Here is an 11,766-nt window from a genome sequence, read left to right as displayed (position 1 = left end):
ATTTGACGCTGCTTCCGTTATAATATAGGGTGAGGTGAAGACATCATGCCGGAATTACCGGAAGTAGAAACCATTAAACGAACGCTAAACGAGCTTATCGTTGATAAACATATAGATCATGTCACCGTTAATTTGCCGCGGATCATTCAACGGCCCGATGATATCCACGCTTTTGCGATGGAATTGGCCGATCACCGGATTACAGGGGTTGAGAGACGCGGGAAGTTTCTGCGGATTTTGCTGGACGGGCTGGTGCTGGTCTCCCATCTTCGAATGGAAGGGCGATATGGATTGTATTCGCAACATGATCCTGTGGAAAAGCATACCCATGTCATCTTTCATTTTAAAGATGGTACGGAGCTGCGTTATCAGGATGTGCGCCAGTTTGGCACAATGCACTTATTTCCGGCAGGACAGGATTTGCTGGAAAAGCCGCTAAACAAGCTCGGTTTGGAACCGATGGACGAGGCCTTTACACCCGAAATGCTGCGTGTCGCTGTTGGAACTCGTTCGACTTCGATCAAGGCAGCGCTGTTAAACCAGTCATATGTGGTGGGCATCGGGAATATTTATGTAGATGAATCGTTGTTTAAGGCGGGGATTCATCCAGCACAGCCAGCCAAAAGCCTAACGGATAGCCAATTTCATGTCTTGCATGAAGCTATTGTCTCCACGCTGGGTGCGTCGATTCAGGTTGGAGGCTCGTCCATTAAATCGTTCGTTAATGGACAGGGTAAAACGGGCGACTTCCAGCATCAATTGCAAATCTATGGACGTAACGCAAAGCCTTGCGTTAAATGTGGCACATTGATCGAAAAATCTGTCGTAGCCGGACGTGGCACACATCATTGTCCGGTCTGTCAGCCTATGCGTTAAGACTTGCACAGTCACCCCAAGCCCATCCCTCTCATATATTGTTCCAAGTACCAATACTGCGGAGGGTTTCGGTTGTTATAAGGCCCTGCCTTCGCAATGGGAGGGAATTGGAGTGGCTAATCATTGGGGAGGCCTGCTGTTACTGGCATTTGCGCTAAGTTTGGACAGTTTCGGAGTCGGTGTTACATATGGTTTGCGCAAAATGAAAATTCCACTGTTGTCGATTGCTATCATCTCCGTATGTTCAGGTTTGGTGATTGGCATATCCATGCAATTGGGCGCATTACTATCTCGTGTCCTGTCTCCTGTATATACGACCGTTTTTGGCGCTGTCATCCTGATCTGTATCGGCTGTTACTCTTTGTTTCAAGCTCTGCACCACAAAGAGGATTCGTCAGAGGATTCAGTGGAGGCCTCTCGGGGGCTGCTTCTTACAGAACAGACTGATCCAGTGAGCAGATTTGTTCTTGGGGAGAAGAAGAGTATAGAAGATGCTGATACCGAGTCTTTCCCCAGTTCAAGAAAAGATCTGTCGACAGAAGCTTCTGTGGAGCAGCAGGAGCGAACGCTATTTTCTCTGGAGTTCCGCAAATGGGGACTTGTTATTCGGATTCTTCGAAGTCCGTCTGCTGCGGATATGGACCGTTCCGGCAGTATATCTGCTACCGAAGCGGTTTGGCTGGGCATTGCATTATCGGTCGATGCGTTCGGAGCGGGACTCGGGGCAGCTATGCTTGGTTTTCAGCCACTGTCTACTGCGCTGGCTATTACGTTATTCAGTGGAACATTTTTGATTGCAGGGATGAAGGCAGGCTTCTTTCTATCAGCATTTCGATTTATGAAGGCGCTGGGTGTATTGCCGGCATTATTACTGATTATGATGGGCATATTGAAGCTGTTATGAGGTGAAAGAGCATGAATATCGGATTAACCGGAGGTATTGCTACCGGAAAAAGCACCGTGTCGGCTCTTTTGGTCGCCAAAGGTGCGCTGCTGATCGACGCAGATGCCATTGCCCGGGAAGTCATGCTTCCGGGGCATCCGGTGCTGGCGGCGGTCATAGAGCATTTTGGACAAGCTATAGTGAACAATGACGGAACCCTGCACCGCAAAAAACTGGGTGAGATTGTATTCGGAGACCCTGCCCAACGGCAGGCACTTAACGATATTACCCATCCTGCTATTCGTGAGGAAATGCGTATGCGCATGGAAGCATATGAACGGGAACAGCCGGACAAGCTTGTTTTAGCAGATATCCCGTTATTGTACGAGTCCGGGCTGGAGAGCTTGTACGAGGAAATTATGGTTGTGTACGTACCGCGTGATATTCAGCTCCAGCGTCTGATGCTCAGAGACGGTCTGACGGAGGAGCAAGCTGGACTTAGGCTGTCCGCACAAATGGATATTGAACAAAAGAAAAGCTTGGCCGATATCGTTATCGATAATAGCGGAGCACAGACTGAGACGAAACGACAAATTGATCAATTTTGGCAGCGGAAGGGACTTGCATGAACATTTTGCGAAAGAAAAGAGTCCTGCTCACTTTGTTTGTCGGGTTTGTCCTAATCCTGTTCCTTAATTCAAATTGGATGTCCTGGTTCTATCCAATTCAATATAAGGATGAGATTCGGCAGTATTCACAAACGTATGAAGTGGACCCATTTTTGGTGGCGTCTATTATCCGCGTAGAAACCAATTTTAAAACCAGCAAGCAGTCGCATAAGGGTGCACTGGGCCTGATGCAGATTATGCCGAATACGGCAAATTGGATTATGGACAGCGCCCAGATTCAAAAGGTTCCGCTGGAGAGTGTCAAGCACGAGCCTGGCACCAATATTGAGCTGGGAACCTGGTATTTGCATAACCTATCCATAAAGTTTCAGGATAATCCTGTAGCAATCGTAGCTGCTTACAATGCAGGGCCGGGTAAAGTTCAAGAGTGGCTGGATAAGGGAGTGTGGGATGGAAAAGAAGAGTCCATTAAGCAAATCCCTTTTGGTGAGACACGACATTATGTACAGCGGGTCATTTATTACTACAGGCAATACACGAAAATTTATAATGATTTTTAAATGACAAGTTAATGACATGATGAGCCTTTTCGCTTTAAAATGAAAAAAGCGCAGGACAGGCTGTTTTTAGCAGCCCATCCATACACTTTATCTTGTTATTTCTGCATTATTACCGCGATTATTGGTATTGACCTGCCAATTGTTGTTCGGCGATCGTTACGAGGCGTTTTGTGATGTAGCCCCCGATCGAACCGTTCTCATAGGAAGTCATGTTACCTTGGTAACCATCTTGAGGAATGCTGATACCCAGCTCTTGAGCGATTTCATATTTCATTTGCTCCAGAGCGCCGGAGGATCTGCTGACTACCAGATTGTTGGAGTTGCCATTGTTTCCTTGTGCCATTGTTGTTCACCTCCTCGCGATATGGTAAACATATTATGATCTGTTTTGACAAAATTATTACTAAAAATCTACGGGAATTTATTGGAAAAAGAAAGTGGTGAGATTATGAAATGTCCGTATTGTGCCTACAACGGCACGAAAGTGTTGGATTCGCGACCTGCGAATGATAACAAGTCCATCCGTCGCCGCCGTGAATGTGAGCAGTGTGCCAGGCGTTTTACCACCTTTGAAATGGTGGAGGAAACCCCGCTCATGGTTATCAAAAAAGACGGCAGCCGTGAAGAGTTTAGTCGTGATAAAATGCTGCGCGGTCTCATTCGAGCCTGCGAGAAGCGCCCAGTATCCGTCGAGCAACTGGATATGATCGTATCCCAGGTAGAGAATGCTATCCGCAACACAGCAGCCACAGAAGTGGATAGCCAGCAGATCGGTGAGCTGGTCATGGAACAGCTTTACCCAGTGGATGAAGTCGCCTACGTACGTTTTGCGTCCGTCTATCGTCAGTTTAAAGACATCAATATGTTTATGAAGGAACTGAAAACACTATTATCTAAAGATACAGCCAGCGACTGATCGCTGACTGTATCTTTCTTGGGACAAAGTGGGAAGATGATTATATTTTTTTTATAAAAGTATTGACACAGGAATAAAAATTTTATATGATATAGAAGTCGCTTGAAACGTTGATTAACTTACTTACGATGGGGCCTTAGCTCAGCTGGGAGAGCGCATCGCTGGCAGCGATGAGGTCAGGGGTTCGATCCCCCTAGGCTCCACCAAACTTTTATTATGGACTCTTAGCTCAGTTGGTAGAGCAGTTGACTCTTAATCAATTGGTCCAGGGTTCGAGTCCCTGAGAGTCCATCCTTTAGAAAAAACGGCAGAGATGCCGTTTTTTTGTTGTTTATAGATCTATTCCCAGTCTAACCGAGAACAGTTATGGGGTTTTCATTGATTGACATAATCGGCAAGGATTTTGAGATACTCGTCATTCACCAATTTTCTTGGGGCGAATACGGCTGTTAAAAAAGTTAGAGATTTTGAACGCGCGATTTTTTCATCCATCATGGAATGGTCGGCTTCAGGTAAATGAATAACGGACAGCAGCTCTGCGGGTATTTTCTGGCGGTAGACTCGCTCGGTATCCTTTACATCTACATTAATATCTTTGCCAGCCAGAACCAAGAGTACAGGAGAATGGAAGTGACTTAATTCTTCGGTGGAATCAGACCGAAAATTTTTGCCTATAAAGCTCCATCTTTCTTTGGAGATCATATCCTCAGGATCGGCTATGCTTAGGTATTCTTCATAAGAAGCATGTTTTTTCAGTAACTGTAGAATCTCTTGATCGTAGTTCAATATCTTTTGAATTTCTTGCGGAGTAGCTCCTTCTTCTTCCATTTCTTTTCTGGTATTAAATTGTCCTTGGGAAATCCAGTTCACGGCAGGCGATACAAGGATGCTGAATGCAATATCATGCTCCTCTTTAACGATCTTCGGAATGACCCATCCTGCTTGACTGGCTCCCCATAGGCCGATTTTTTGCTTATCAATCATCGGCAAGGTTCTCGCCCAGTCTATTGCATATCGGATCTCCTGTGCGCGGTCCTCCATGCTTTGACCCAGCCAATTGCCAGGGGCACTATTAATACCGGGCTTATTCAATGACAGGGAGGCATAACCCTTGGAGGCGAACTTTTCCCACAGTGGTTTGTATCCATCATCATATGTGTCATTAATAGGACCATCCCCATGCACAAAAACAACCAATCCAACCTTTTCCGAGTAGTTCTTAGGCAAAGCTAATGTACCTGTTAACAGCCCTTTAGGCGTCGTGATTTGTATTTTTTCTTCTGTCATCTTGTAGGAATTTTGATATAGAACGATGAGTATTAAGGCAACCGCCAGAGCTGCCGCAATACCCAAAGTAAGCTTGAATGTTTTTTTCAATGGTGCTCTCTCCTCGATTACAATTTCGTTCCTTTCCAACTCATCAGATGCCATACAGGCTCCTTGAACCAAAAATGCCGTAACCCATTATACTTGGATTGTTCTGCTTCAAACGCCAGTTTGTGATACAAACGGATAGCCCCTTGGTTCTTATGCGCTACATGAAGCGTCAATGTATGAAAACCAGATTCAACCGTAAATTGCTGTGCGAAAGCTAGAAGACGGCGTCCTATTCCCTGGTTACGATGACTTGAACGAATTGCCAGATGATCAATGTAACACTCATCTGCAGCGGGGGGATACTCCAGCGCATGCATACCTGTCAAAAATTTAAATATATTAAAGCAACCAAACTGTTTTATGAGCGGAGCCAAAGAAATGGGGGTTGTTTCAGGAAGTGAAGAGGAGGAGGGTTTCCATTTAAGAGAAAGAACACCGATAACTTCTTCGTTTTCTTTGGCTACAAATTGTTTCATAGATGTAGAATAAGGATTTTGAACCCAAACCTGCATTAACAACTGCTGTATAGCTTGATCCTCCAGTGTAACAAGAGATTGAAATTTTGCTTTAAACGATTCGACTAAAAGACTGCAAACAGCTTCATGGTCTTGTTTCTGGTATGCAACAATGTCAAAGGATTTTGCACTCATGTAACGCCCTCCAAGATTTATTCTACTTTAACCTGAATTTCGTATTGTAGCTTGTTGTTGTCGAACATCGAAAGATAAGATTTTTCTACTAGGACAATCCTGCTTTGCCAGTTATATTGGTGATGAGCTACATATCGTTCCATTTGTTTAATTTCATAATCAATCTCAGGCTCTTCAATGACGGAAAGATGCTTATAAAGATAGTTGCCTTCTTCCAGAATATAGTCAGCCACATCCACTGTTTCATAACACAGCATTACCTGTCCGGCATCAGACAAGTAATGCAGGTCATTTTCAAATAATCGAGGTGGGGCAGGGCGGTGTTCAAATAAGTTTCCGGCAGTGAGCTCTTGACCATTCTCCAATGCAAACCATAGCTTTAAATGACGGGGACCTAATCGTTTGACCTGATATTCATCATTTCGCTGAGTCAGGCTATCATGTTCTTCTAGCACTTTGTGAATAAACTGTTCATGCATTTTCAAGTTAGCTATTTCAGCCTGTACCTTCTGCAACGAATGCTCTAAAAGCCGGTTATAATCATCGGCAGCATAGGAAGTCATACATTCTAGAATCTGGCCGACAGGGACGTTTAATTTGCGTAATAATAAAATATGCGAAAGCTGATAAATCTCATGAAGCCCGTACATCCGATATTGATTTTCTTCTGTATGTGATGGATACAGGATTCCCTTTTCTTCAAAATATCGCAGTTGATGTACAGATACATTCATGAGCTGAGCAAGCTGGCTGATCGTAATGTGTTCTTTCAATGACAGGACTCCTTACTGGTAGTTGAATAACTCCACTATAAACCTTAGGTCAGACCTAGGGTCAATAGAAAATATCAAATCAAATCTTAGATAGGCGTAGGTGTCGAGTATTTGATGCCCATACCAAGGGGAGGCTGGAGAGTTTACCTGTCGGTGATAACCCGTTATAATCATAAGATTAGTGAGCATAAACAAGATAATCAGGATGAAGGTTAGAATGGGGAAATCATGTTGAAAACTTTTAAAAAGGTATACATTGAGATAACGAGCATTTGCAATCTCGCATGCAGCTTTTGTCCTCAAACACAGCGTGTCAAAAAATTTATTGATCCGGAAGTCTTTCGAAATGTGCTTGATCAGGTCAAACCACATACGGATTACATCTATTTGCATGTAAAAGGAGAGCCGTTGCTCCATCCGAAAATTGATCTTTTGCTGGAAAGTGCTCATGAGAAAGGCTTGAAGGTCAATATAACCACCAATGGTACCTTGCTGCCGAAGACCGGACATAAGCTGCTTGGGCAACCAGCGCTGCGTCAGATGAACTTCTCTCTCCACAGTTTTGACGGGCATGAAGGCTCCGTGGATCGAGAAGGATATTTGGGTAATATTTTCAGGTTTGTAAGAGAAGCGGTGAAACACAATGTCATTATTTCGTTCCGTCTCTGGAACTTGACTGAAGATAATTTGACTAATGTGCAGCGTCAGCGCAACCGGGAAACACTTGAACGACTGGAGCAAGAGTTTGGACTGGACTATCGGATTGAGGAAAAGGTGATACCAGGCAGTGGGGTCAAAATCGCACCAAATGTTTATTTGAATCAGGACCATGAATTTGAATGGCCGAGCCTCAGTGCCCCGGAAGATGACGGAAAAGGCTTTTGCCATGCACTCCGTAGCCAGGCGGCGGTATTGGTGGATGGAACAGTGGTCCCTTGCTGTCTTGATGGAGAAGGTGTCATTAATTTAGGTAACGTCCACGAACAATCTTTTTCCGACATTGTGGAAGGGGAGCGTGCAAACCGTCTGTACTTCGGATTCTCCAAGAGAGAAGCGGTAGAAGAGTTATGCCGAAAATGCGGGTACCGCAAACGATTTGGAACATAATCATACAGGTAGAGCTCCAATCGATAGTAGAATGAATTGCAAGAAAGATAGCCCTTTTGCAGGGCTTTTTTTGCATATATTTTGATGTATACATATATATAATCAATGGATTTGAACTGTTCAGAGGAAGTTAGATACAATCGATTGCTTGTGAGAATGATTATCAATTATAATGAATTTAATTCTGATAGGGCGGAATAAGAACTGAAGGAACGGTTTGGATGGAGGTTGAGCGGTAGTAATGAAGTTGAGCGATCACATTTTGCTGTGGAATCATGTTTTTATACAGGTGATGGATGTTCGTCATAAGAAGATGGAAAAAGGGGAGGAGCTACGAACCTATCGACTTCCTGTTAGTGCGTTCTTGTATGCTGTGCGTGGAAGCGCACGGGTACGGTTGGATAACAGTATTCACAGGGTAGAGCGTTTCCATGTACTGCATGCTTGAAAAGGAAAATCCTTTTCAGAATCAGTATGCTTTTGCACCTCATTACCCGCTGCCCCTGTACGATAAGTGAAGCTGTTGGAGCAAGAATGGCGTGAAGCTTCTGGACTTGGCAAACTGCATGTTAAAGCCTTATTTCATCAATTTGTATATGAGTTGTTGCAGCAGTTGTATGGGCAGGACATCGAACCTCTTAAGTCCGACCTTGTATCGCAGGCTGTAGCCTATATGCGTGAGCATTTTAGTCGGCCTATGACACTTGAGTCCATTGCGGAGGAGCTACAATGCTGTACTGGACATTTATCAAGGTTGTTCAAAAGTAAAATGCATACCAGTCCGATTCATTACTTGGGCCAAGTAAGAGCAGATCGAGCAGCAGAACTGCTAATGCAGACGGACGCCACTTTTATTCATGCACGGAAGAGTCAAAATAACGGCCATGATGATTATGTTGTGTTTATCATTGATGCTGGGAGCTTGCTCGGCTTCGACGAATACAAATGGAAGCTCGCAAACGAAGGCTAATCATACAGCGACATCATCCAACAGCGATGGACAAGCGGCAGTGCAAGCACAGACAAGAACGGTTAAGACATTAAAAGGCGATGTGGAAGTACCTGCAAACCCGAAACGAGTGGCATCGGATCAGTATATGGGTCATCTTTTAAAACTGGGGATTATTCCGGTGGGGGTCAGAAGCTATATGCTGAATGAGGCTTGGATTGATCAATCGGGATATCCCAAAGAGAAGTTGGCCGGAATCAAGGATCTCGGTGATTTTCCTATGGATTTAGAGGAACTGACCGTTCTGCAACCGGATTTAATTATCGGTTCAATCGAAAAGAACATCGACAGCTACCAAAAGGTAGGAACGACTGTGTTCTTGCCGTATTGGGAGGGCGAATCTACAGCGGGGCCACTGGATAAATTCCGCAGAATCAGTGAAATCTTTGGCAAGCAGAAAGAAGCCGAGCAGTGGATTACTGAATATGAGAAGAAAGCTGCAGAGGCCGGAACGAAAATTCAAGGTATCGTTAAAGACGGAGAGACGGTTCCAATTGTACAAGTCGCCAATAAATCGATATATGTTTTGGCAGCGAAAGGCGGCAATTACGGAAGTCCGACCATTTATCAGATGCTAAAGCTGCCACCTACCAAAAAGGCATTGAACATGAAAGAAGGTTTTGAAAATATTTCGCTTGAGGTTTTACCCGAGTATATGGGAGATCACATCTTTGTATACGGTTCAGAAGATGAAGGGGCTAACCAGATTCTGCATAGTGAGCTATGGAAAGGCCTTCCGGCTGTAAAAAAAGGACAGGTTTATATGTACGGTTCATTCAGCGATAAAGAGGATGAGTTTGTGATGGAAGATCCTTATTCATTGGAACTTCAATTGGATACGATAGTTAATCTCTTATTAGCCCACAAAAAATAAAAGGATGTACAGTAACATCTCCTATCTAAACAAGGGGAATCTTTTAGAATTTCAAGCTGTGATAGTCATATAGACAAAATCCGCTTAACACAAAGATTCCTAAGTGTTTGGCGGATTTTATTATGTCTATATTTCTTCTTCTCTGTATGTTTTGGTGTATCTTTGAAATTCAGATTTTTGATTATCGTAATAATCAGCTCTCGTCCAAAAAATAATTTGAGAGAATGAGTCGGAATGTTCCAAATAAGTGATTAAATATACAATTTTTACTTTATCACTCTCTACCCATACTTCGTATTGCAAGCCTTGATTCCCGTTTATATTGACCTTTACTGGTCCCGTCGAAATAATCCCTTTTCCAGACCTTTTGAGTACTAATTGAGCTGAAAACTCAGCGTAATCTTTTAATGTGATCATTGAGGATTTCTCATACGGCAGTTCGGATTTCCAATCCTTGATGATCGTCATGTATGCATCGTTTTTTTCATACCAGGCTTGAATTAGCGCATCTGGATTAAGAATTAAACCAGTCTTCCATATATAAGGGAGACGAATTTGTTGCTTGGCATCTTCACTTTTAAATGTTTTCAAAATAGTTGTTGAGCGAAGGTCTGGCTTAACTTGTGAGTCGCTTAAGACTTTCAAGGAGCTGGCTATAGTTGCAAATTCGTGATGTTGTTCTACTGCAGAGCCTCCCCTTGAATAGATTAATACTTGAAGATAGTGCTGCTTACTCTCTAACATGGCACTGAAGTAATAGACCTGTTGGCCATTGTATTTCCCGCTATAATCGGCTGTTCTGGCGGTTGTGGAATCAATCTGGATTGGGGTAGTATCCACAGCCTTAAAGTTTTCTAGACCCAATGCGGAGATTTCTTCACGTTGCTGTACGAATTCGTCGAGCGTCATATTATTTGCAAAAGCTGACTTGGGGACACGGAAAACTAGACCTACGTTCTTTTTTTCTTTGTCACAAACACTAAGCACCGAATCCAGTTGTCCCTGTTTAAATTTACGCCAGCCAGCGGGAATGGTAAGAGCCACAAGATCCTTATCCGAGGTAACGGTATGAGCCAGCGGCTTTGTGACGGGTAAAACAGGCTGACTTTCTTTGTCTACCACTGTTGTACTATGAGTCGCATTGTCTACATCAGAATTTGTTTGGACTGTAGTTGCAGCATTATTTGAGGTGCAGCTGGTAAGCATGAGCACTGCGATCAGTGCAATAACATAAAATCGGAAATGCGCAAAATTGAATTGCATGGAAATAACTCCCTCTTTTTCATATTTACAAAGGAAATTTTACCCTTTTATAAAATTATAAAAAAGAGGCGTTTGTCCTGTTTTACGTAGCTTAGTCGCTTATGGTAGTCGTTACTGTGACATTGTTGACAGAGGTTGAGGAAGCACTAGATTTGAAATTAATAACCTCAATGACTACTATTGCACCAACAATCAGGCCTGTATTTATAATTAGATTTGTAGCAGAAAGCGTTGTTAATCCGCCTCGCTGCAACGTCCCATTTACAAATACATTGTAGTATCCGCTTACTAGTCGGAACCACAAGACTGTTTGCCGCGACTGAAATACCACTATCATTTGTAAAACTTTGTGCCGGGATGGTGGTCACTCCTCCTAATATATCACCCAGCACGACAATAGCTGTGTAACGATTAACCGCTGGAGTGACATTGATGCTTGTTGTGATAGCAATGTTTCCAGATACGATACTGTCTGCTTCCAGATAGAGAACCTGCCAGAAAATGATCTTGATATTCAATTTGTTGAGTTCTTCTCATTCATAGATACGGTTGAGATGAAGATAGGTCGGCAAATGCTGTTGCGTCTGTCTCTAAACGTAGATAATTACTCGGATGTTATATTGGTGTGGAATCCGAAGCAGAAGTGCCTGGGTTATTATGACGAGGAGCATCAGGAATATGCGGATGTGTGCAGCTTTGCCGAGTTTCTTGCACGGCCGGAAGATTATCTGGAGAAGATTATTGACGGTGAATATTTATCATAACAAGGTGAGCCATGAATGCGGTATGCACGCAGTCATGGCTCTTGTTATTTTAAAATACAGCGCTAGTGTACACAGTGCCTAATGC

15 protein-coding genes, 2 tRNA genes and 1 pseudogene are annotated in these 11,766 nt (G+C 43.5%); 12 read left to right on the top strand and 6 right to left on the bottom strand.

The annotated features are described in order from the left end of the window. Positions 1 to 45 precede the first annotated feature (45 nt). From mutM to WA407_RS06055, 4 genes are all read left to right on the top strand, one after another. Positions 46 to 876 carry a DNA-formamidopyrimidine glycosylase gene (gene mutM, locus WA407_RS06070; RefSeq protein WP_322159199.1) on the top strand — a complete coding sequence of 277 codons (831 nt, stop codon included), beginning with the start codon at positions 46 to 48 and terminating at the stop codon, positions 874 to 876. 112 nt (positions 877 to 988) lie between these two features. Next, positions 989 to 1,780 carry an MntP/YtaF family protein gene (locus WA407_RS06065; RefSeq protein WP_254327784.1) on the top strand — a complete coding sequence of 264 codons (792 nt, stop codon included), beginning with the start codon at positions 989 to 991 and terminating at the stop codon, positions 1,778 to 1,780. A gap of 11 nt (positions 1,781 to 1,791) precedes the next feature. Then, positions 1,792 to 2,388 carry a dephospho-CoA kinase gene (gene coaE, locus WA407_RS06060; RefSeq protein WP_336076975.1) on the top strand — a complete coding sequence of 199 codons (597 nt, stop codon included), beginning with the start codon at positions 1,792 to 1,794 and terminating at the stop codon, positions 2,386 to 2,388. After that, positions 2,385 to 2,948 (top strand): lytic transglycosylase domain-containing protein, encoded by a 564-nt coding sequence (locus WA407_RS06055; protein WP_336076974.1) that lies wholly within the window; start codon positions 2,385 to 2,387, stop codon positions 2,946 to 2,948. The genes coaE and WA407_RS06055 overlap by 4 nt, the downstream gene beginning before the upstream one ends. A 118-nt stretch (positions 2,949 to 3,066) precedes the next feature. On the opposite strand, the gene WA407_RS06050 is transcribed toward WA407_RS06055, so the two are convergent. Beyond that, the gene (locus WA407_RS06050) at positions 3,067 to 3,291 is read right to left on the bottom strand and encodes an alpha/beta-type small acid-soluble spore protein (RefSeq protein ID WP_013309613.1); all 225 of its coding nucleotides are present in this window, start codon (positions 3,289 to 3,291) and stop codon (positions 3,067 to 3,069) included. A 105-nt stretch (positions 3,292 to 3,396) separates the two neighbouring features. Between WA407_RS06050 and nrdR the strand changes: the two genes are divergently transcribed. The 3 genes from nrdR to WA407_RS06035 all read left to right on the top strand — a co-directional run bounded on the left by nrdR (position 3,397) and on the right by WA407_RS06035 (position 4,155). Further along, positions 3,397 to 3,864 carry a transcriptional regulator NrdR gene (gene nrdR, locus WA407_RS06045; RefSeq protein ID WP_013309614.1) on the top strand — a complete coding sequence of 156 codons (468 nt, stop codon included), beginning with the start codon at positions 3,397 to 3,399 and terminating at the stop codon, positions 3,862 to 3,864. 130 nt (positions 3,865 to 3,994) lie between these two features. Next, positions 3,995 to 4,070, top strand: a tRNA-Ala gene (locus WA407_RS06040). Between the two features lie 12 nt (positions 4,071 to 4,082). Next, positions 4,083 to 4,155: transfer RNA gene (locus tag WA407_RS06035), tRNA-Lys, on the top strand. An 84-nt stretch (positions 4,156 to 4,239) separates the two neighbouring features. On the opposite strand, the gene WA407_RS06030 is transcribed toward WA407_RS06035, so the two are convergent. The 3 genes from WA407_RS06030 to WA407_RS06020 are packed head-to-tail and all read right to left on the bottom strand — an operon-like array spanning position 4,240 to position 6,664. After that, entirely contained in the window at positions 4,240 to 5,241 is a 1,002-nt protein-coding gene (locus WA407_RS06030) for an alpha/beta hydrolase family protein (RefSeq protein WP_061828668.1), read from the bottom strand. A gap of 17 nt (positions 5,242 to 5,258) precedes the next feature. Further along, positions 5,259 to 5,891 carry a GNAT family N-acetyltransferase gene (locus WA407_RS06025; protein ID WP_336076973.1) on the bottom strand — a complete coding sequence of 211 codons (633 nt, stop codon included), beginning with the start codon at positions 5,889 to 5,891 and terminating at the stop codon, positions 5,259 to 5,261. A gap of 17 nt (positions 5,892 to 5,908) precedes the next feature. Next, a complete protein-coding gene (locus tag WA407_RS06020; RefSeq protein ID WP_336076972.1) occupies positions 5,909 to 6,664 on the bottom strand; it encodes a helix-turn-helix domain-containing protein in 756 nt (251 codons plus the stop codon). Between the two features lie 228 nt (positions 6,665 to 6,892). On the opposite strand from WA407_RS06020, the gene WA407_RS06015 reads away from it, so the two are divergent. The 4 genes from WA407_RS06015 to WA407_RS06000 all read left to right on the top strand — a co-directional run bounded on the left by WA407_RS06015 (position 6,893) and on the right by WA407_RS06000 (position 9,654). Continuing rightward, positions 6,893 to 7,771, top strand: coding sequence for a radical SAM/SPASM domain-containing protein (locus tag WA407_RS06015; protein ID WP_336076971.1), 879 nt, complete (start codon positions 6,893 to 6,895; stop codon positions 7,769 to 7,771). Positions 7,772 to 8,018: 247 nt separating this feature from the next. Next, on the top strand, positions 8,019 to 8,219 hold the full coding sequence (locus tag WA407_RS06010; protein ID WP_336076970.1) for a hypothetical protein: 201 nt from the start codon (positions 8,019 to 8,021) through the stop codon (positions 8,217 to 8,219). 75 nt (positions 8,220 to 8,294) lie between these two features. Next, the gene (locus WA407_RS06005; protein WP_336076969.1) at positions 8,295 to 8,741 is read left to right on the top strand and encodes a hypothetical protein; all 447 of its coding nucleotides are present in this window, start codon (positions 8,295 to 8,297) and stop codon (positions 8,739 to 8,741) included. Beyond that, positions 8,668 to 9,654, top strand: coding sequence for an ABC transporter substrate-binding protein (locus tag WA407_RS06000; protein ID WP_336076968.1), 987 nt, complete (start codon positions 8,668 to 8,670; stop codon positions 9,652 to 9,654). The genes WA407_RS06005 and WA407_RS06000 overlap by 74 nt, the downstream gene beginning before the upstream one ends. Before the next feature lie 126 nt (positions 9,655 to 9,780). Here the strand turns inward: WA407_RS06000 and WA407_RS05995 are convergent, their stop codons facing one another. Both WA407_RS05995 and WA407_RS05990 read right to left on the bottom strand, forming a co-directional pair. Continuing rightward, complete coding sequence (locus WA407_RS05995; protein ID WP_336076967.1) at positions 9,781 to 10,917, bottom strand: hypothetical protein; 1,137 nt, start codon at positions 10,915 to 10,917, stop codon at positions 9,781 to 9,783. 91 nt (positions 10,918 to 11,008) lie between these two features. Continuing rightward, entirely contained in the window at positions 11,009 to 11,254 is a 246-nt protein-coding gene (locus tag WA407_RS05990; protein WP_336076966.1) for a DUF4183 domain-containing protein, read from the bottom strand. A gap of 151 nt (positions 11,255 to 11,405) precedes the next feature. On the opposite strand from WA407_RS05990, the pseudogene WA407_RS05985 reads away from it, so the two are divergent. Continuing rightward, positions 11,406 to 11,681, top strand: a pseudogene (locus tag WA407_RS05985) (ankyrin repeat domain-containing protein); the annotation flags it as partial. Between the last annotated feature and the right edge of the window lie 85 nt (positions 11,682 to 11,766).

Source organism: Paenibacillus sp. 203 (assembly GCF_037027525.1).
In the GTDB taxonomy this organism is placed as follows: domain Bacteria; phylum Bacillota; class Bacilli; order Paenibacillales; family Paenibacillaceae; genus Paenibacillus; species Paenibacillus polymyxa_B.
The sequence above is the reverse complement of the archived record's forward strand: the minus strand, read 5'-3'. Positions and strand labels throughout refer to the sequence as shown.